The sequence below is a fragment of the Neolewinella aurantiaca genome (genome assembly GCF_008014675.1).
In the GTDB taxonomy this organism is placed as follows: Bacteria; Bacteroidota; Bacteroidia; order Chitinophagales; family Saprospiraceae; genus Neolewinella; species Neolewinella aurantiaca.
Window position 1 is genome coordinate 38,861 of sequence record NZ_VOXD01000018.1, and the last position, 20,560, is coordinate 59,420.

General features: G+C 54.1%; 16 protein-coding genes and 3 tRNA genes. 11 read left to right on the plus strand and 8 right to left on the minus strand.

All coding sequences use genetic code 11. The annotated features are described in order from the left end of the window. Nucleotides 1–8 precede the first annotated feature (8 nt). Nucleotides 9–1,304: an OmpA family protein gene (locus FUA23_RS12545; RefSeq protein WP_187271003.1), complete on the plus strand. Its 1,296-nt coding sequence runs from the start codon at nucleotides 9–11 to the stop codon at nucleotides 1,302–1,304. Between the two features lie 74 nt (nucleotides 1,305–1,378). Here FUA23_RS12545 and purE read toward each other — a convergent pair whose 3' ends face one another. Genes purE through FUA23_RS12560 form a run of 3 tightly spaced genes read right to left on the minus strand, consistent with a single transcriptional unit; the run spans nucleotide 1,379 to nucleotide 4,109 of the window. Next, complete coding sequence (gene purE, locus FUA23_RS12550; RefSeq protein WP_147931096.1) at nucleotides 1,379–1,870, minus strand: 5-(carboxyamino)imidazole ribonucleotide mutase; 492 nt, start codon at nucleotides 1,868–1,870, stop codon at nucleotides 1,379–1,381. A gap of 33 nt (nucleotides 1,871–1,903) precedes the next feature. Further along, nucleotides 1,904–2,617 (minus strand): NUDIX domain-containing protein, encoded by a 714-nt coding sequence (locus FUA23_RS12555; RefSeq protein ID WP_147931097.1) that lies wholly within the window; start codon nucleotides 2,615–2,617, stop codon nucleotides 1,904–1,906. Nucleotides 2,618–2,642: 25 nt separating this feature from the next. Then, on the minus strand, nucleotides 2,643–4,109 hold the full coding sequence (locus tag FUA23_RS12560; protein WP_147931098.1) for a nicotinate phosphoribosyltransferase: 1,467 nt from the start codon (nucleotides 4,107–4,109) through the stop codon (nucleotides 2,643–2,645). 628 nt (nucleotides 4,110–4,737) lie between these two features. On the opposite strand from FUA23_RS12560, the gene FUA23_RS12565 reads away from it, so the two are divergent. Then, nucleotides 4,738–7,233, plus strand: a complete 2,496-nt coding sequence (locus tag FUA23_RS12565) for an outer membrane beta-barrel protein (RefSeq protein WP_246144185.1) — start codon at nucleotides 4,738–4,740, stop codon at nucleotides 7,231–7,233. Nucleotides 7,234–7,403: 170 nt separating this feature from the next. Next, nucleotides 7,404–8,105, plus strand: a complete 702-nt coding sequence (locus FUA23_RS12570) for a hypothetical protein (RefSeq protein ID WP_147931099.1) — start codon at nucleotides 7,404–7,406, stop codon at nucleotides 8,103–8,105. 94 nt (nucleotides 8,106–8,199) lie between these two features. Here the strand turns inward: FUA23_RS12570 and FUA23_RS12575 are convergent, their stop codons facing one another. From FUA23_RS12575 to murQ, 4 genes are all read right to left on the minus strand, one after another. Then, complete coding sequence (locus FUA23_RS12575) at nucleotides 8,200–8,574, minus strand: group III truncated hemoglobin (RefSeq protein ID WP_147931100.1); 375 nt, start codon at nucleotides 8,572–8,574, stop codon at nucleotides 8,200–8,202. Continuing rightward, a complete protein-coding gene (locus FUA23_RS12580; RefSeq protein ID WP_147931101.1) occupies nucleotides 8,571–8,987 on the minus strand; it encodes a VOC family protein in 417 nt (138 codons plus the stop codon). Before FUA23_RS12580 ends, FUA23_RS12575 begins: the two co-directional genes overlap by 4 nt. Nucleotides 8,988–9,034: 47 nt before the next feature. Then, complete coding sequence (blaOXA, locus tag FUA23_RS12585; protein WP_147931102.1) at nucleotides 9,035–9,856, minus strand: class D beta-lactamase; 822 nt, start codon at nucleotides 9,854–9,856, stop codon at nucleotides 9,035–9,037. A gap of 81 nt (nucleotides 9,857–9,937) precedes the next feature. Further along, complete coding sequence (gene murQ, locus FUA23_RS12590; RefSeq protein ID WP_147931161.1) at nucleotides 9,938–10,735, minus strand: N-acetylmuramic acid 6-phosphate etherase; 798 nt, start codon at nucleotides 10,733–10,735, stop codon at nucleotides 9,938–9,940. A gap of 281 nt (nucleotides 10,736–11,016) precedes the next feature. On the opposite strand from murQ, the gene lon reads away from it, so the two are divergent. The 8 genes from lon to FUA23_RS12630 all read left to right on the plus strand — a co-directional run bounded on the left by lon (nucleotide 11,017) and on the right by FUA23_RS12630 (nucleotide 18,565). After that, nucleotides 11,017–13,431 (plus strand): endopeptidase La, encoded by a 2,415-nt coding sequence (gene lon / locus FUA23_RS12595; RefSeq protein WP_246144188.1) that lies wholly within the window; start codon nucleotides 11,017–11,019, stop codon nucleotides 13,429–13,431. A gap of 210 nt (nucleotides 13,432–13,641) precedes the next feature. After that, nucleotides 13,642–14,289 (plus strand): carboxypeptidase-like regulatory domain-containing protein, encoded by a 648-nt coding sequence (locus tag FUA23_RS12600; RefSeq protein WP_147931103.1) that lies wholly within the window; start codon nucleotides 13,642–13,644, stop codon nucleotides 14,287–14,289. 154 nt (nucleotides 14,290–14,443) lie between these two features. Then, nucleotides 14,444–15,133, plus strand: coding sequence for a hypothetical protein (locus FUA23_RS12605; protein ID WP_147931104.1), 690 nt, complete (start codon nucleotides 14,444–14,446; stop codon nucleotides 15,131–15,133). Between the two features lie 221 nt (nucleotides 15,134–15,354). Next, nucleotides 15,355–15,426 (plus strand) — tRNA-Glu (locus FUA23_RS12610). Nucleotides 15,427–15,538: 112 nt separating this feature from the next. Then, nucleotides 15,539–15,610: transfer RNA gene (locus FUA23_RS12615), tRNA-Glu, on the plus strand. Between the two features lie 112 nt (nucleotides 15,611–15,722). Continuing rightward, a tRNA-Glu gene (locus FUA23_RS12620) sits at nucleotides 15,723–15,794 on the plus strand. Nucleotides 15,795–16,139: 345 nt separating this feature from the next. Continuing rightward, nucleotides 16,140–17,129 carry a type I glyceraldehyde-3-phosphate dehydrogenase gene (gap, locus tag FUA23_RS12625; RefSeq protein WP_147931105.1) on the plus strand — a complete coding sequence of 330 codons (990 nt, stop codon included), beginning with the start codon at nucleotides 16,140–16,142 and terminating at the stop codon, nucleotides 17,127–17,129. A 221-nt stretch (nucleotides 17,130–17,350) separates the two neighbouring features. Beyond that, complete coding sequence (locus FUA23_RS12630) at nucleotides 17,351–18,565, plus strand: phosphoglycerate kinase (RefSeq protein WP_147931106.1); 1,215 nt, start codon at nucleotides 17,351–17,353, stop codon at nucleotides 18,563–18,565. Nucleotides 18,566–18,681: 116 nt separating this feature from the next. Here the strand turns inward: FUA23_RS12630 and FUA23_RS12635 are convergent, their stop codons facing one another. Continuing rightward, nucleotides 18,682–20,538 carry a T9SS type B sorting domain-containing protein gene (locus tag FUA23_RS12635; protein ID WP_187271004.1) on the minus strand — a complete coding sequence of 619 codons (1,857 nt, stop codon included), beginning with the start codon at nucleotides 20,536–20,538 and terminating at the stop codon, nucleotides 18,682–18,684. Nucleotides 20,539–20,560 lie beyond the last annotated feature (22 nt).

Consider the following 20,560-nt stretch of genomic DNA (forward strand, 5'->3'; position numbering starts at 1 on the left):
AGAACGCCATGCTTCGCCCATTTCTCTTCAGCCTGCTTATGGCATATGGCTGCGCCCTGTGGGCCCAGAACGTCGAACTTCCAGACCCGGCCCCTTTCACCACACTGGGCTTTAAGATGGTTATGCTCGACCACGGGATCCCCAACGAGCAACTGAAGGACCTTCAGAAAAGCTATGCGCTTGAACTCGTACCGCGCCGCCAGTTCAGCAAGCATTTCGGTATGCTGATGCCTCTGCGCATCGGGAATGCAGACATCGGCGAGTTCAGGAACGTTCGTTTTGGCACCCTCGACTTCCTGGCCCGCATCGCTCCCGCAGGCAGTGAGAACAAGGTTTCTCCCTACCTCCAGGGCGGTTACGGGTTCTCCTTCGAGCAGGACGCCCGTCCTTTTCAGGCATTCCCCCTTGCTGCGGGCTTAGACCTGAAGGTAGGCAAAGACATGTGGGTTACCCTCCAGGCCGAATACCGATCAACCAGGCGCGAAAACCGAAAAAATGTCAACCTGAGCCTGGGTTACGTTTTCCGCTTCGGCAGCCCGGACCGGGACGGCGACCGCATCGCCGATGGACAAGATAAATGCCCGGATCTGCCCGGAATGTCTACCGCCGATGGTTGCCCCGACGCCGACCGCGACGGCACCCCCGACAGCGAAGACCTATGCCCTGACGTACAGGGAGACAAATCGGCAAACGGCTGCCCCGATTACGATAAAGATGGCATCCCCGATGATAAAGACCAGTGCCCCTACGAAGCAGGCAAAAAACGGCTGCGTGGCTGCCCCGACATCGACGGAGACGGCGTCCCTGACGACATCGACAATTGCCCCAACACCCCCGGCGGACTTTATACGGGTTGCCCCGATTCCGACAACGATGGCTTTGAAGACAACGAGGACGATTGCCCCGGTATAGCCGGGCCCAACCGCGGCTGCCCCGAGGTAAGCCCCCAGCTTCAGGCTTTGCTGGAAAGAGCCACGAACCGGATTACCTTCGAGGGCCGTTCCGCAACCCTTACGGCACAGAGTCTGCCGATGCTCGACGAAATTGCCGTCAACATGAGGGCCAACCCTTCGTTCAAGCTTACAATAGCGGGACATACCGACAACACCGGCACGATAGACAACAGCGAAAAACTGAGTGAAACCCGGGCCCTCGCCTGCCGGGGCTACCTCATTTCGAAAGGCATCGACGCAGACAGAATCAAAACCATCGGCTATGGTGCAACCCGGCCTAAAGCGGACAACGCTACTTTGATCGGGCGGGAGCTGAACAACCGGATAGAGTTGTCGATAGGTAACTACTAAACCCGAAGGGCAAGAGTTTCCGGCAACCTTAAGAGCAGATAAGCGCCTTATAAGGTTACCGGAACATTACTTCTTTACGCCCATCCGTCTTTTTCCAACCGCTCGTACTTAACCTGTACCTGAGCGCGCAAGCCCTCCTGGTAATCCGCCATTTTCTGGCGGATGTCCGTATCGGTTGCGCCGAGGATGCGCGCCGCAAGCAGGCCGGCGTTCTTTGCGCCGTCCAGAGCTACCGTGGCAACGGGGATACCGCCCGGCATCTGGAGGATAGAGAGTACAGAATCCCAGCCATCAATGCTGTTGCGGCTTTTGATCGGCACGCCGATCACGGGCAAAGGTGTGAGGCTTGCGACCATGCCCGGAAGATGAGCCGCGCCTCCGGCACCAGCAATCACAACCTGAACACCTCTGTTGGCAGCATTCTTTGCGTAATCGTACAAACGATCGGGGGTGCGGTGAGCGGAGACGACCGTCACTTCAATCTCGATGCCGAATTCGGTAAGTATTTCCGCCGCCTGGCGCATGATTGGGAGGTCGCTGTCGGACCCCATTATTATTGACACCATAGTTGATTTATTGGTATTTTGGTTCGCCGGAACTTAAATCTCAAAGTCGAGGGCCCGCCGAAGTACACCTCCGTCGCGCTGTTCGGCAAGTTTTTTATAGGTTTCCTGGTTGAATTTGTAAAGCACTGCCGGCCGGTGAGCTACGTTCTGTTGCCGTCCGACTTCTTCCAGAATACCGGTTCTCAAAATCCGCGTTCTGAAATTGCGCTTATTGAAAGACTCTACGTTGAGCACCGTCTCATAAAGTTGTTGGAGTTGCCCCAGGGTGAACTCTGCGGGCAACAATTCGAAGCCAATCGGCTGGTAACGAACTTTAGCGGCAAGGCGCTCATTTGCTTTTTTGATAATATCGCTGTGGTCAAAAGCAAGCTCAGGCAACTCATTCAGCGGAAACCATTCTGCCTTTGTCGCATCGGACGAAGCAACTGCGGGGTGATCCTGAAGATTTACAAGCGAGAAGTAGGCAACCGAAATGACCCGACCACGAGGATCACGGTTTACGGCGCCGTAGGTATATAGCTGTTCCACGAAGAGATCCTTCACGCCGGTTTCTTCTTCCAGTTCACGAAGAGCAGCTGTTTCGAGATCCTCATCGAGATCAACAAAACCACCGGGAAGTGCCCAGTGTCCTTTGAATGGCTCGCCGCCACGCTCAATGAGTAACATTTTCAGCTGTTTCCCGCCATCGTAGCCATAGACGACAATATCGACAGTAACCGAAGGGCGGGGATATTCATAAGTATACATAGTGTCAGAGCTTTCTGGGGTAGCATTATAACGCGTCAAAACCGAAATCTTCGAGAAGATTCATCTTTTCTTCCTGGAGTGCAGCATCCAATCCGTGCGGAAAGTTAGCAAAATTGGTGATGAGCGACCATTTCTTCCAGTTTTTCAGGGCGCGGTCGCGGGTGCATTGTAAGGATGGAAGGCTGTATACCAGTTCTCCGTCTTCGAACACAGGACGCAAGAGCTCGTCTTCTTTCAAACCCGGAGGGATGGATATCGAAAAGCCCTCTTCGGTATAGAAACGGCCGGTAGGCTCGCCGTTGAATTGATTATAGATGATTGATCCCATCGGGAATCCGTCTTTTTCATCGTAGTATCTCCGTACACCCTGCCGGCCGGGATTGCTCACCTTGATGGCTGTTTCGGAAAGCTTGATCCGCGGCGACCATTCGCCATCCTCTTCCTCGATCGCAGCTAGTTTATATACTCCTCCCAGCGCGGGCTGATCATGGGCGGTTGCCAGGCGGGTCCCGATTCCCCAGACATCGATCCGGGCTCCCTTCGCTTTCAGCTCAGCAATAGCGTATTCATCGAGGCTGTCGGACGCAATCACCTGCGCATCCGGGAAGCCAGCTGCATCGAGCATCTCCCGGGCAGCGATAGACAGTTCGGCCAGATCGCCGGAATCGAGCCGGACGCCCAGCATTTCATGCCCGCGCGCTCTCAGCTTGGTCGCTTCCCGGATGGCCTCAGCTATTCCGTCGAGCGTATCGTACGTATCCACCAGAAAGATCACATTGTTAGGCATCGCTGCGGCGTACGCCTCGAAGGCTTTTTCTTCACTCGGGAAGGCCATCACCCAACTGTGCGCGTGGGTCCCCTTCACCGGCACGCCGTAGTAGCGGCCGGCCCAAACGTTGGAGGTTGCGTCGCACCCCCCGATGTAGGCCGAGCGGCTGGCCGTTAGTCCGCCATCGATACCCTGCGCCCGGCGCAGGCCAAACTCCAGTACGGTATCCGGCCCGGCAGCAGCTTTAATCCGCGCAGCCTTGGTGGCAATCAGGGTACTGAAGTTCATCACCGTCAGCAAGGCTGTTTCCAGGAGTTGGCATTCGATAATGTTTCCTTCAATTCTCAGTAATGGCTCGTGGGGAAGGACGATCTCTCCTTCGGGCACCGCGTAAATGTTGCCGCTAAACTTCATCCTTTGCAGATAGTTCAGAAACGGCTCCTTAAACAAGGGTTTACCGTTTGCCCCCTTCAGGCGACCGAGGTACTGCACGTCGTCGGCACTGAACTTAAGCCCCTTTACAAGGTCAATCGCCAGGGCCAGCCCGGCCGACACCGCAAAATCTCCACCAAAAGGAGCTTTGCGGTAAAACAAATGGAAAATCGCTTTCTTTTGGTGCAGCTTCTGGTCGTAATAACCAGCAGCCATCGTAAGTTGGTACAGGTCAGTCAGCAACCCAAAATCGGGCTTGTATACAGTGCTGAGGTGGGAGGTTGCGGACATAGTTAGTTTAAATTTTAAACAAAGGTAGTTCGCGTAGTCGACAGATGCAAATTTTCCCTGAGTTTCGCACCAAATATATGACGCGCCGATCGGGCGCAAACCAGATTGTCGCTCAACCCCCTCCCAGCCTCCCCACACCGCTGCGCTGGGGAGGAGCAATCGCGACAATCTGGTTTGCGCCCCGCCGATCAGCAGGATCAGTTACCGTCTGCACTTGAGCCGTCGATTGCCGTTCAAGTATCCCGGTACTCCGGTAACAGCTCAGAAAGCACTGCGCCTTATGGTTAGAGAAGGTTCCGTTAACCTTACCCTGCACCTGCGTTTCAGCGCCGTTCCTGCTGACGTACCTACCCTAGTGGACCAGCCACTAGTCAGCTTAACCGTGGAATCAAGCATATGTCTACCGGAGCGGGGCAGCCGACCTGACAAGACCTTACATCTCAAATAACCCGAGCCGGGCACAAACGAGCCTTAGTTACTGCGTAACCCGAGCGCCGTTTGTAGCTCATTCCCTTTCATTCGTAGCATTATACCAGTTGCTCATATACGAAAGTATTCTGGCGTGCAACCTGCCTTTACCCAACTTCGCCCTTAGGGTATGTTCACTCGCACCCAACAATCAAGAAAGATGAAAACATTTTACCCTGCTTCTACCTCTCTGCCGTCATCCCTACCCTGCACCTGCGTCCGCGCCCTGAAAAGCGCAGTAGTACGAGGAGGGCGCAAAAGGCCTGTCCTCCTCTCTTTGCTTCTTTTCACCCTCGCGCCTTTACTCCTGTTTGCCCAAAAAGAAATTCCGGCTTCCGACCCCGGCACTATTTCCGGTCGGATCCTGGATGAGCAGACCCCCGCTGAGTTTACCAACATCCTCCTCCTCACGGCTAGTGACAGCGCCGTGTTAAAACTGGAATTAGCGGATGAAAGCGGACGTTTTTCCTTTATCAACGTTCCGGCGGCGGATTACTTCATCCGCACCACCGGCATCGGTTACGGAGAGAAAAACCATCCTGTCTTTACGCTGAGCCCTGGTCAGGAATTATCCCTGCCCGATTATCAGATCAGCGGCTCGGGCACCAACCTGGAAACCATCGAGGTCGTGGCCCGCAAGCCCTTTTTGGAGCAAAAGGCGGGCATGCTAGTGGTTAACGTTGACCAGAGCATCACCGGACAGGGCGGCACCGTGATTGATATGCTGCGGAAGGTGCCGGGCATCGTAATTGCAGGCAACCGCATCCAGATGGCCGGAAAATCCGGCCTGACCATCCTCATCGACGGCCGGCCAACGAAGTATATGGACATTCAGAGTCTACTGCGGGATATGCCGGCAGACAACATCAAGTCCATCGAAGTCATCAGTCAGCCCGGCGCACAGTACGATGCGGAAGGATCTGGCGGCGTAATTAATCTCGTACTGAAAAAGAACAGCTTGCTGGGCACCAACGGATCCGTGTACGTCGGCGGCGGCTACGGCGAGCGGGCGAAGTACCGCGCGGGCGGTCAGCTCAGTCACCGTGCCGGCAAGCTCAACCTCACCGGAGGGGCCAGCTGGAATCGTAACAGCTGGGTAGAGGGCCTGGACCTCATCCGCCGTTTTGATGATCGGACCTTTGTGCAAACGAACCGAGATTTCGGCATACCGAAATCTTACAGCCTTCGCGGCGGTGCCGATTATGACCTGACCGACCGACAGCGCGTCGGCCTCAACGCAAGGTATAACTGGGGGCAGTCTCCCCGCTCCGCCAATAACGCAACCGATGTTCTCAGCCCGGAGACCGGAGAAGTCCTGGAGTCTTTCACAACCTCCGCCGAACGTACCCGCCCCTGGACAAGCCTCAACCTCGATGCTTTTTACCGCATCAAGCTGGATACCAGCGGGCAGGAGATCAACTTCGACGCAAGCTACAACCGCTTCACGCGCGACGGCCGGGTAGAACTTAAAACCTTTGGTGCTGACTTCCCGGACCGAGTCAATCTGGAGCCTTCCAGCGCAGACATTGTCTCCGCCCAGGTAGATTACAAAAAGCCGCTGAGCCAAACGCTTATCTTCAAAGCCGGTGCCAAGGCCAGTATGGCGGAACTGGACAATGAGCTGCTGGCCCGCTTCAGCCAGGCCGGCGAAATGGTGATCGATGAGAACCTGAGTAATCAGTTCCTCTACGACGAGAACATCAAGGCTGCCTACACCAGCATCGGCTGGGAAAAGGGCGACCTGAGTGCCAACTTTGGCCTTCGCTTCGAAGACACCCAAATGGAAGGCTATAATGTAACGCTCGACAGCTTCAACAACCGCAATTTCAGCCAGCTTTTCCCTTCGCTCAGTTTCAATGCTCCCGCCTTTGGCCCCATTGGTGTATCCGTTGCCTACAGCTACCGGATCGAACGGCCGAGTTACTATGACCTTAACCCTTTCGTGAGTTACCTCGATCCGCTGACCTTCGAGAAGGGCAACCCCTTCCTGCGGCCGGAGCTTATTCACAGCGGGCAGTTCAGCCTGACCTATGAGAAGCAACCCTTCTTCAACCTGAGTTATGACTATACCAGCGACGTGATTGCCGACGTAACCGAGCAGGATTCAGAGACGGGCGTTGCCTTTCAGAACACCGTCAACCTCGACCGCTACATCCGGTACGGAGGCAGTCTTTTCCTTCCACTCGACTTCATCGCCAAGCCCATTTCCGGCTACATCGGCGGGATGCTTTTCTACAACGACTACACCTCTGACTACCTCGGTGGCCAGTTGGATCAGGACCAATGGAGTTTCACCGGTTTCTTTCAGGTGAATGCTCAGCTACCCGGCGACTGGAAGGGGGAAGTTTCCGGCTGGTACCAGGGCAAAGGCATTGAAGGAATCATCCGCTCCGAGCCCCTGTACGGGATTTCTGCCGGCGTGGAAAAGGATTTCTTTGATGATCGGCTTAACTTCATCCTCAGCGGCGACGGCATTGTTCAGAAATTCTTTACCGGCACCATCCGCTATCAGGAACAGAACCTCGACATTCGTTCCATCTGGGAAGCACCAGTGGTGTCCGTAAAGCTCACGTACAAATTCGGCAACCGCTTCCTGAAGAAGAACGAAGGACGCCGGAGTTCGGCCAGTGAGGAACGGGGGAGGTTGAATGATTAGGGTTATTGGTCTGTTGGTTCGTTGGTCTTTTGGGGCTGCCGCATTCTGGAGGTTAAACAATGGTTGCTATACGACTGTAAAGCTTATCGTTATCCTAACATTCCAATAAGGCTGGCAGGGCTTATTTGGGCGGGCTACCTTTATGCACACACCTGAAAGACCACATGAACATGGCCAAACGAACCCTAACCTTTTTCTTTCTGACTATTTGCATCAGTCTGCTAAATGCCCAGGCCGAAGACCACTGGGCGGTCAGCCTGCGGGCAGGCTTTGGTAGCACTACGGCGGATGAAGCCATTACCCAGATAACCCTTATTTCCGCAGAAGATGAAATCGTTCGGGAGGTAGACATGGGAATGATGGCCGGCTACACCGGCGGCATCGATCTCCGGCTGGCGACCACCGATAAGTACCTCTTTTCTGCCTCGCTGGATGTGCTCGACGTGAGTGATCGCTCACAGGTATATGCCAACACGAATGGCTTCATCGATGACGGTCGGGGCAGGCAAATTACGGAGCAGAACAGTTATCTAGCGGCCACAGCGGCCATTGGCGTCCACTATCGAATTACAGAGGACGACAGCAAACTCGACTGGCAGGTGGGGGGGGTGCTGACTTATTCCTGGTTTACGCACAACTACAAATCAGCCTTCACCGTCATCACCTCTGGCGGCGATGCTTTTTCAACTTCCAACGTGTTTAGCACCCGAAACTCCGGTAAACGCGAAGGACTTGCCGTTGAAATGAAAATAGCTTATCTGATCACACCCCGGATCGGCCTCGGCATCACTGGCCGCTATGGTCTGGAAGGCCGGGAATTTAACCGGGCAAGGATGCTGGCACTGGGCGTTCAGTACAGTTTCGGAGAGTAAGGAAATGAGGGCGCGAACGCAGGTGCAAGGGAAGGTTGAAGGGCAAGGTCTTCCCCGGAGGTCTTTTGTATTCACCGCTGCTGTCAGCGAAAGGCTACCGCCGCTGGTCGATTTTATGCAGCATCAGTCGTCCGATGTTTTGGGCCCGCTGGACGGCCAACTCCGCCTTCTCTCCAGCAAAAAGCTCTTTTACGGTCTCTTCCCACATTGCTAACCAAGCCCCGAATTGCACCTGCGTCAGCGCCGTCTTTTCCGCCAGCTCAAGGTGCTTCCGCATTGGGTTCCCACGATAGACCATATTCCCCAGCAGGACACTTTCCCAGAAATCACCAATGACGGGCAAGTGAGCTTCCAGATTGAGCTTCGCTACCTCGGTGAAGATGTGGCCGATGGTGGGATCGGTCGTTGCTTTGGTGTAAAAGGCCGCTACGAGTTGGTCGATGTCCTGGCGGTGGGTTATGTCGGTCATTTCTTAGGTATTTCAGGCTTATGACAATGTTCGGCGATTTGCCGCAAAAAACCCGCCTCATCCTTAAAAGCAATCAAATTCCCGTCCGGGTCTTTGAATTTGGCCACCCTGCCCCAGTCGTGCTCCTGGTAATCAACGTCGATGCCACGGGCGGCGGTGGCTTCAGCGGCGGCTTTAACGTCCGCCACGTTTAGCCGCAGGCAGGTGAAGGTTCGGGGTTGATCAGCGGGCAAATGCAGGTACTCCGGCCGATCTTCCCGCTCGACCATCAGGTAAGTTCCGTAGCATTCATAGCAAGTCAGCATCTCGTTGGCGAAATAGACGGGCAATTGCAGCTTTTTCCCGTAGAAATCAAGACAGGCTTCGTAGTTCCTGACGTAGAGGACCTGGCCGGTGTGGAGGACGTTGTGCATATCATCGTTAACGTTCCCGGACCCGGTTTAGATGACATCCCAAAAAATTACAGATAACCCAGCCGGGTGAGGGCCAGCCGGGTAACCGCCACCCGCACCGCAGCAAATCCATCCATTTCAAATCCAGCCCCCGGTTCCACATTCGTGGCGAAGTAATAGACCTTTCCTCCTCGCTCTACAAAGCCAACGAACCAGCCATTGTTCTTCTCTCCATCTATTGACCAGCCCGTTTTTCCGCTCAGGGAGTAAGCTTCGGTCTGCTCCCTGAGCATGATTTCCCGGATAGCCGCCTGTGTCGTCTTCTTGATGGGAAGCTCCTCATGATAAAGGCGCCGCAAAAACTGAATCTGCTGGTAGGGCGTAATACGGGATTCGCCCCGCAGCCAGAAATTGTCGACCGCAGCAGCGTCGAAGACCATTTCCGGGTAGCCCAGTCGCTCCAGTTCTGAGCGCATCTTTTCCGGGCCGACCGCCCGCGCTACTTCCTGGTAACAAGGCACGCAGGAAACGGAATAGGCTTGCTTTAGGGTCAGGTCCTGCTCCCAGGCATCCAACCAGCGGTCCGTGCCGTCCCACGGAAAAAGGTGTTCCGGTCCGGAAGCTATACCGGTTTCCAGGGCGATGATGGTGTTCGGAATTTTGAAGGTAGAGGCGGGGAGTTGGCCGGTGTAGGCCCTTTCCAGATCGTTGAAATATAAAGCGTTCTCCTGTTCATCAAAGATCAGGACCGTCCCGTCTAATTTGAAAGAATCGAGCAGGTGCTGAAAAGTAAGGTCTTCGATGTGCAGTAGCTTGCCAACCTTTTTTTCAACGGGTGTTCCTTCGGTCACAACCTGCTTTTCTGATTGGGATGATTGGCAGTTTAGCATGACAAATAGTAAGCTGACTGGCCATAGAAATTTCATTCAGTGTTGATTTCAAGTAATTAATGTCAGCGGCTGAAGCCGTGGCTACTGTTCAATCACCGCCCGTACGCTACCCTTCAGCAACAGCCGCCGCTTGGCCTCCTCGTAGGGAATGTCCAGTGCATCGACGATCATCTTCGTTCCCCGGTCCACGAGCTTAGCGTTGGAGAGTTGCATGTCGACCATGCGGTTATCTTTCACGCGGCCGAGGCGGATCATCGTGGTGGTGGTGATCATGTTGAGGATCAGCTTTTGAGCGGTACCGGACTTCATGCGGGTGCTGCCCGTGACGACCTCCGGGCCGACGACAGCGACGATGGGGTGATCAGCGTGTTCGGTGACGGGCGCTCCGGGGTTACAGGTCACGCAGCCCGTAAGGATGCCGCGTTCCCGGCAGGCCTTCAGCCCGCCTACGACGTAGGGCGTGGTGCCAGAGGCAGCGATGCCAATCAGGGTATCGTCGGGGCCGATGTTGTGCGCTTCGAGGTCGATCCAGCCCTGTCCTTCAGCGTCTTCGGCCGACTCAACGGGGTGGCGGAGGGCATGGTCTCCGCCGGCGATGAGGCCCACGACCCACTCGGGTGGCACGCCGAAAGTGGGTGGGCATTCACTGGCGTCCAGTACGCCAAGGCGGCCACTTGTTCCCGCGCCGGAGTAAAAGATGCGGCCACCGCGCTGCATGCGCGGCACAATGTCCTCCACCAGGGCCGTCAGCGCCGGAATGCACTTTTCCACCGCCAGGGCAACCTTCTGGTCTTCTCGGTTGATCTTGGTCAGCAGCTCCAAAGTAGATTGCTGCTCCAGGTGGCGGTAGGGGCCGGGTTGTTCGGTGATCTTTTGCATGGGGCGAAGGTAAAGGTTGACAGCTATACCCACCCTGAAAGCCAGAACAGCGTACTCTGGAAATATCTGTCCTGCTTCCTGCATCAACTACCTGCCGGTAAAGAGGTGTCAATATTCCGGTCGTCCACCGCCCCGTCTGCCGGATTTGGCATTCCGGCTACTTCAGCAGCCCCATAATTTAATGTGGCACGGAAATTGCGGGAGAACCTAACCAACCTTCGGGTGTTATTTTATCTATACTGAATTAACGGGCTTTACCACCCGCCCCAGAAATAAGCAATGTGAGCCAACCCAAGATCTCCATCAATATGGACAACCGCGGATTCGACGACGACCAGGATCTTTTCCCCTTCATCGGTACCGAAGAAGGCGACGAAGAAATGAATGCTGCCGAAGTGCCCACCATCGTCCCCGTTCTTGCCCTTCGCAACTCTATACTCTTTCCAACTATCGTTATTCCGATCAACATCGGTCGTGACCAATCGATTAAGGCCATCAATAAAGCCCAGGAGACTGACAAATGGGTTGCTGTATTCAGCCAGCGTGACCTTAAAGAAGAAAATCCCTCCGGCGACGACCTTTACGAGGTCGGCACCCTGGCCCGGATCCTGAAGATGCTCCGTATGCCCGATGGCAGCCTGACCGCCGTCCTCCGTGGCCGCCAGCGAATCCGGCGCAAGGCACTCACACAAACCGAGCCATTTCTGGCCGGTGAAGTAGAACTGCTGAACTACATCCCCCCAACCGATCCGCTTACTTTCCAGGCTACTATCGACAGCGTTCGTCATAGCGCCGGCCGTGCCGTTGAGCTGAGTCCCAACATCCCTACGGAGGCTAAGATGATGCTCGACAATATCGACATGCCAAGCCACCTGCTCAATTTCATCTCCAGCAACCTGAACGCAGAGATGAACGTAAAGCAGGAAATCCTGGAAACTGCCGACCTCGGAACCAAGGCTAACCGTGTCCTCACTCAGCTCCAACAGGAACTCCATATCCTGGAAATCCGTGACCAGATCGAGAACAAGACCCGGGGCGACATCGAAGAGCAACAACGACAGTACTTCCTGAACCAGCAAATGAAGGCTATTCAAGAAGAACTCGGCGACAACCCCAACCGCGAAGCGGTTGAACAACTCGAAAAACGAGCCCTCGAGAAACAATGGCCCGAAGAAGTAGAAAAGGTTTTCACCCGCGAGATCACCCGCCTAAAGCGGATGAACCCTCAGGTAGCCGAGTACTCAGTACAACTCTCTTACCTCGAAATGTTACTCGACCTGCCGTGGCAGGATTACACCGAAGACAACTTCAACCTGAAAGCCGTCGCTAAGGTCCTCGATGAAGACCATTACGGACTCGAAAAGGTTAAGGATCGCATCCTGAGCCACCTCGCCGTCCTCAAGCTGAAGGGCGATATGAAGGCGCCAATCCTGCTGCTGCTTGGCCCCCCCGGAGTAGGTAAAACGAGCCTCGGTAAAAGCGTAGCCGAAGCATTGGGCCGCAAGTACGTGCGTATGAGCCTGGGTGGGCTACACGACGAAAGCGAAATCCGGGGCCACCGGAAAACATACATCGGCGCCATGCCCGGTCGTATAGTGCAGTCACTCAAAAAGGTTGGCTCCGCCAACCCGGTGTTCATCCTCGATGAGATCGACAAGGTCGGTCAGAGCCACCGCGGAGATCCCTCCAGCGCACTCCTGGAAGTCCTCGACCCTGAACAAAACACAACCTTCCACGACAATTATCTTGACCTGGACGTAGACCTTTCGAAGGTAATGTTCATCGCTACCGCAAACAACTTCAGCGCCATCCAGCCGGCTCTTCGTGACCGTATGGAAATCATCAACCTCAGTGGTTACTCCGCCGAAGAGAAACTTGAGATCGCTAAACGCCACCTTGTTCCCCGGCAGCGCAAAGACCACGGTATCAAAGCGAAGCAGGTCAAAATTCCTGTGGCGACCCTGAAAGCGGTTATCAGTGGCTACACCCGCGAGAGCGGAGTCCGCAGCCTCAACCGTCAGGTCGGCGGATTGATGCGCTACGCTGCGAAGCAGATTGCAATGGAGAACGCAGAAAAGGTCGAAATCAAGCCGGAACTGCTGGAAGAGATCCTCGGCCCGGTGAAATTTGAGCGCGAACCTTACCGCGTAGGCAAGCTTCCTGGCATCGCTGTAGGACTGGCCTGGACGCAGGTCGGGGGAGAAATTCTCTACGTCGAAGCCAGCCTCAGCCCCGGCAAAGGTGGGCTTACCCAAACGGGTAACCTCGGCCAGGTCATGAAAGAGAGCGCCATCACGGCCCGCTCTTTCCTTAAGGCAAACGCGGAGGAGTTTGACATCGATATGGACAGGATAAAGGAAAACGATATTCACATTCACGTGCCGGAAGGAGCAACGCCCAAGGACGGACCGAGTGCAGGTATCACGATGCTTTCCGCAATGGCAAGCGCCTACACGGGCCGTCCGATCAAGCCTTACCTGGCAATGTCTGGTGAGATCACCCTGCGTGGTCGCGTACTGCCCGTAGGCGGTATCAAGGAAAAGCTACTTGCTTCCCGCCGCGCGGGAATGAAGACCGTCATGCTCAGCAGAAAAAACGAAAAGAACGTCCGCGAAATCGAAGAACGGTACCTCAAAGGCCTCAAAATCCACTACGTGGACACCATGAGGGAAGTACTTGAATTTGCCCTGAGCTGATTTTTCTTTCCGAAAATCTGAAGAATTTGTCCGTACTTTTCGGGCAACATCTGACGTAAACCTGGCTTCGCAAGCGGATTTCAGTCGCAGACTGATCAGGGACTGCGGTGGAATTTATTGTCTAATAATTCGTTAATCCTTTGCCTCGTTCCAACCACAGGCCCCTTTCAGGTGTCCTTTAATTTAGGAAACAACATCCCACACCGCTTTATGAAGTACCTCCTCCTACTCTGCTTTTCTGTCTTTTCTTTCACCTGCGTTCGCGCCCAATTAGTAGACCAAAACGGTGAAGATCTCGTCCAGTTTTCAGGAATGGTGCTCGATGGAACCAATACCCAGCTCTACCCGATCCCGTACGCAACGGTACTGATCAAGAACGACGGACGCGGTACTTACGCCAACTTAGACGGCTTCTTCAGCATCGTGACGCACAAAGGTGACACCGTCGTTTTCAGCGCGCTTGGCTTTGAGGAGGCGACTTACATCGTGCCGGATACGCTGCAGGACGACAAATACAGCATCGTACAGTTGATGACCAAAAACGACATCGATCTGCCTACCGCAGTCGTTTTCCCCTGGCCCAGCCGGGATCACTTCAAGCTGGAATTTCTGGCGATGGACGTTACGGATGAGTTACAGACCATCGCGTCGAATAACCTGAGTGCCGACAAACTCGAAGAACTACAAAAAACAGTCCCCATGTCTGGTGCCGAAAACGGTAGCTATTACCTCCGTCAGCAAGCACGGCAGACGTACTACATCGGACAGAGGCCTCCTATGAATATCTTCAGCCCGGTAGCCTGGAAACAGTTCTTCGACGGGTGGAAGCGGGGAGACTTTAAGAAAAAGGATGACTAACTTCCCCTTCCGGGCTACCAGATTTCACGGGGGCGCGAACGCAGGTGCAAAAAACGTTATTTAAGGGCAGCGTTTGCAACGTCGCCTGACGTTATTCTGCGGTTACTGATGGTTTGCAACGCAACTATCCGGCCCGGCAATCAGTTAATAAGGCATGAGTGCTCCCGCCAACCAAACCGGACCAGACACCCCTACCCTTCTGGTTTACGTCTGCCTTTACTTTCTGGTCGCCAGTCTTTTCCTGCGCCTTTCTCCCGGTATTGGCGTCGTGCTTTTCCTTCTGGGCATTATCGGCCTCGCCGCCTGGTTCGGAACCTCATGGTTCCGTAAGCATCGCAGCGAAAAACCCAACCCCAACGACTTTGGCTACCGCATTGGTCAGCGTTACGAAGATTGCCGCCGGAAGGAAGAACGTTTCAGAACCGAAGCAGAAGGCATCCGTAACAGCATTGCTACCCTGCGCGACGACATCGAACGCAGTTCTTCTGCCGACGCAGGAGAAGTGGAACGCGCCCAAAAACTGATTACCGAGTTCGAAGCCGAATTCAACCTTCGCCATGCCAAAGCTTCCTTTTTTGCCGATTGCGCCGCCAAGCTGAAGGCCCTCCTTGACCGCCACAAACTGCAAGAGTCCATCATCGCACGCAAGAAAGAATTGGATGCGCTTCGGTCCACCAATTTCGACGACGAGGCCGCCCTCGAAGAAACCCGCTACCACCTCGAGCGCGACACGATCGAACTGGACACGATCGCCGAATTGAGTAAAGAAGCTTTTGCCAGCTTCAAAGCAGAACAAGCGGAAGAATTGCGCCTCCGCCTCGAGAAATTGAGGAGCGAATTGTAGCCTCTCCCCACTCAAAAAAATCCTCGGCAAGAAAAAGTTTTCACAAACACTTCCACATTTTGCGCAGAGGTACTATCTTTGCGGTCGCTTAAGCGCAGAATGCTGTGCCCACTGCTTTTTCAATTCTTAATATCTGATGTATTTTATTGCTCCTCTAAGCAATATTGCTTTTTGACCCTTGTAGTTCTTACCGACAACAAATCAGACGTCAGACATCCTACGGCCCGTTCGTCTATCGGCTAGGACGCCAGGTTTTCATCCTGGTAAGAGGGGTTCGATTCCCCTACGGGCTACTAAACCGCTTTGCGGTTTTAATTAGTAATTCTCGGCTTCTGATTCAGCGTCTGCAACGGCGACAGCTAAATCAGGATTCAAACTTCGAGAATTCAAAACCATATATCCTACGGCCCGTTCGTCTATCGGCTAGGACGCCAGGTTTTCATCCTGGTAAGAGGGGTTCGATTCCCCTACGGGCTACTAAACCGCTTTGCGGTTTTAATTAGTAATTCTCGGCTTCTGATTCAGCGTCTGCAACGGCGGCAGCTAAATCAGAATTCAAACTTCGAGAATTCAAAACTATACATCCTACGGCCCGTTCGTCTATCGGCTAGGACGCCAGGTTTTCATCCTGGTAAGAGGGGTTCGATTCCCCTACGGGCTACACTTTCAATAGCTTCATTTCCGCAAGGAGGTGAGGCTATTTTTAGTTTTACAGCAGTTCTTCGGGGCCCCAGTCCGGCAATTACGGCCAGAAAGTGTAAAAATTACACTAAGAATGCAATTTAATCGTTCCAAGAAAGCTTGGAATTTACCCCAAGGGTGTACATTTGGACTACTAAAAGCAAAGTGATTGGACTGAGACCATAAAATCAAAGCCCTTATCTTTGCGCCTTCTTAAGCAGAGTCGGCAGGTTACAGTAATTGGTCATCCAACATTCTTTGCACCTGCGTTTGCGCCCAAATTTCAACAGACCAATAGCTCCTAAACAAAAAAGAATTCTCAATCATGGCAAGAATTGCAATTAACGGTTTCGGCCGTATCGGACGAATTACCCTCCGCAACCTTCTCGAAAAAGGACTGGACGTTGTGGCCATCAATGACCTGACCGACAACGCCACCCTGGCGCACCTCTTCAAGTACGACTCTGTACAGGGGAACTACCCAGGCGAGGTAAAGAGCGACGACGATTACATCTACATCGATGGCAAGAAAATTGACGCGCTCAGCCAGCCCGACCCAAGCAAGCTTCCGTGGGGAGAAATGGACGTTGACGTTGTACTTGAGTGTACTGGTCGTTTCGTACAGAAAGAAAAAGCCAACCTTCACATCGAGGCGGGTGCCAAGAAAGTACTCATCTCTGCTCCTGCTAAAGGAGATGTTGCCACCGTTGTTCTTGGTGTAAACGAGGAAGTACTCAACGCTGAGACCAAGATTTACTCTAACGCCAGTTGTACTACCAACTGTCTGGCTCCCCTCGTGAAAGTACTCGACGATGCCTTCGGTGTTGAGCAGGGTCTGATCACTACGGTTCACGCTTACACTGCTGACCAGAACATCCAGGATGGTCCACACAAAGACCTTCGTCGCGCCCGTGCTGCGGCAGTCAACATCATCCCAACCAGTACTGGTGCCGCTAAAGCTGTAGGTCTGGTGCTTCCTCACCTTGACGGCAAGCTCGACGGTGGTGCCATGCGCGTGCCGGTTCCTACCGGTTCCCTCACCGACCTCGTCGTGAACCTCAAGACCGAAGCTACCGTAGAAGAGATCAACGCTGCCTACAAGAAAGCCTCTGAAGGCTCAATGAAAGGTATCCTCGCTTACGTGACCGATCCTTACGTGAGCTCCGACATCGTTGGTAGCAAGTACAGCAGCCTTTATGACGAAGGCCAAACCAAAGTTATCGGCAAACTCGTAAAAGTGGTAAGCTGGTACGACAACGAAGCTGGTTACTCTGCTCGTCTGGCTGACCTGTGTGAGCGCATTGCAGCAATGTAAATCGGCACACTAGTAGCTAGGGAACTAGTAGCTAGACGCTAGAAAGCTAGGAACCGGGCAACCAGTTTCTAGCTTTCTAATTTCCGAAAGCCAGCTCCCCAGTTTTCTACACACAGGTGAATCAGCCGCACAAGCCCCCCCACCCTCTCCGGTGTGGTCTCTGCCGGCTGGATCATCAGTCCACTTCCAACTCCCAGTTTCTAACTCTAGTTCTTAAAAATATGAACCTTAAAGATTTAAACGTAGAAGGCAAAAAAGTCCTCGTTCGCGTAGATTTCAACGTGCCCCTCGACGGTGAAAAAAACATTACCGACGATACACGCATTGCCAAGGCTGCTCCTACCATTCAGTATCTTCTGGAAAACGGCGCTGCCGTAATTCTGATGAGCCACCTTGGCCGTCCGCAAAAGAAACTAAAAGAGGACGGTACCGTTGACCGCGAAAAATTCAGCCTTGCTCCCGTTGTTACTACGCTGGAGGACTACGCCGGATGTCAGGTGCAGTTCGTTCCCGATACCATCGGAGAAGAAGCCAAAGCTGCAGTTGAAGCCCTTGAACCGGGCCAGATTCTTCTGCTGGAGAACACCCGCTTCTACGCAGGAGAAGAAAAAGGCGACGAAGACCTCGCTAAGGCGATGGCTGACCTGGCCGACGTTTACGTCAACGATGCATTCGGAGCCGCTCACCGCGAGCACGCTTCTACCGCAACCGTAGCCCGGTTCTTCGACGCCGACCACAAATCGTTCGGTTTCCTGATCGCCGCCGAGCTGGAGGGCGCAGAAAAACTGCTCAACAACCCTAACCACCCGGTAACCGCCATCGTGGGCGGAGCGAAAGTATCCGACAAAATCCTCCTGCTGGAGAAATTGCTTGACTTCGCCGACAACATCATCATCGGCGGAGCGATGGCTTATACCTTCAGTCTCGCTCAGGGAGGAAAGGTTGGCAACTCCCTGGTGGAGCGCGATAAAACCGACAACGCCATGGCCCTGCTGAAAAAAGCGGAAGCCAACGGAACCAAAATCTACCTGCCGGTAGACACAAAGGTGGGCAAAGAGTTTGCGAACGAAACACCCTCCGACATCGTAAAAGCCGGTGAGATCGGAGACGAATGGGAAGGCCTCGACATCGGCCCCGAATCCATCAAAAACTTCAGCGATGTCATCGCTACCAGCAAATCGATTCTCTGGAATGGCCCCATGGGCGTATTCGAGATGAGCAACTTCGCTATTGGCACCAACGCCATTGCCGAAGCGGTCGCAAAAGCGACCAAAGAAAACGATGCTTACAGCCTTATTGGCGGCGGAGACTCTGTTTCAGCCATCAACCAGGCCGGTCTGTCCGATCAGGTATCCTTCGTATCTACCGGTGGCGGAGCCATGCTCGAGCTGCTGGAGGGCAAGGAACTGCCCGGTATTGCTGCGATTAAATCGTAACAGTCTTAAAGTCTGTTGTACCGAAAGGGGCTGTGCCTCCGACTCTGGTAAACTCCCAATGCGACTTGAAAACGCGCCGGGGAGGTACCTGAGTGGGAGGCACGCCCTTTTTTCGTTTAGCGCAATAGTGTAAAGCTGCCAGCGTAAGGCAGTACTGCACCGTCCAGGAAGCGAACGGAAGCAGTGTAATAATATACTCCGTTTCGGGCGGGCTCACCGTCTGTGCTCCCGTCCCAACCCGAAGCGGCAAGGTTAGGCTCCAGGTTCTCAGCGCCGAAGACCTGGCCTCCCCACCGGTCGAAGATATTCAGGCTGTTGATCGCAGTCACGTTGGGTACTGCAGCGAAGAGCGTAAAATAGTCGTTGATGCCATCTCCGTTGGGAGAGAACGCATTGGGAGGATATACTTTCCGGTTTTTCACCACCACGTAGCGCAATGAATCGCGGGCTTCGCAGCCCCGAGGGGAGGTAGCAACGAGATATAAAGTCCCGCTTTCAGCGGGAGTGAAGCGAGCTCCGTCGCAATCCTCCGTACAATCGACAAGACCCGGAGGGCTGAAGTTATAAGACGTCACGGCATCGTTGGTACCATCAGTAAGCAAAATGCTTTCGCCAAGGTCTACCACCCGGGGTTCTCCCATTTCGATGGCAAAGGGATTAGGTGTAACTAAACTGATCGTCCCCTCTTCCGCACAGCCATAGCGGTCTGCGATGCGGTAAGCGAAGTCTCCTTGCCCCAGGCCAGTGATGGAGGTACCCAGGCTGCGGGTCATGCCGCCGAAGGTAAAGCGGAACGGCTCCGTTCCGTTGTTCACCTGCACAAGTTCTACACTACCATCGGTGAGGTAGGAACAACTTGGGTCCGTAACGGTAAAGTCGCCGGTGATATCCGGATCAGAGACCACCGTTAGCCGTAGGGTAACAATACTGTCGCAACCGAGGGATGAAAGTAACGTATCCACCGACACGCCGGTTTGGCGGTATTCAGAAGCACCTACGGCAACCATCATTCCCTCACAAATTGTATCCACGACTTCGTAGCGCTTGGGGATAACGTAAACCGTTTTCACATTAGAAACGACCCGGCATTTGTTATTGGTCAGGTTTACCGGCCCGTTGGCCAACAGGTAGCGGTAGTAGTAGAACCCGCTGGTTCGCCCGGTATGGGTAAAGGTCATCCCCATTTCTCCGGGAAGATCCTGCCAGGTCACTCCGTCGTCGAAGCTTTGCTGCCACTGCAGTTGGGGGTCGTCGTATTCACCTCCGGTGATCTCTGAGGTGAGAACCGCAGGCTCACCATCCTCGCAAATGCTTAGCATTTCCTCGCCGGCGATGCGGGCCAGCGGCCCGCAGGCACGAAAAGAGATATTATCGATGGCCAGGTCGTTGCCGTTGCCACCGGGAGCATTGTTGCTCAGGGCCAGTACGACAGACGTTTGACCAGGAGCCGTCGTAAACGTGAAGCCGTAAGTATTCCACCGGCCCGTTTCGCCGATGGCCCCCGACGTGAAGCGGGTTACATCGTCGATGCTGAAACTTACGTTTGGTGTCAGTCCGTTAGAGCCCGGACTCAGGATATTCCGCACATCCGCAGAAAACTGGTACAGGGTGTTTTCACAGAGATCATCCACCTGCTGTTCGTAGAACTTACCCGGAGAGAAGGCCGCATTGACAACCATCATGTAACCATTCGGATCATTGCTGTTATCCGAGAAGGCATCCCAGGAGGGGAAGATGTAAGACCACGCGCCCATATCATTGGTGATGGTGTAGAAGCCGTCATTGGGTGGCGGATTGGGCTGGTAAAGAAAACCAGGAGCGATGCCGGGATCGGGTGTCAGGATGTTAGCAGTACCGCTACCGAAATCACCCGCTTCAAAAATGTTTTCTCCGAGGTTGCCGGAGCATTGCTGGGCGGACAAGCAGGCCGCCAGGGTGGTCAGAACGACCAGAAACAAAATTTTATGACTCATGGGTGTATTAGATCGACAAGTA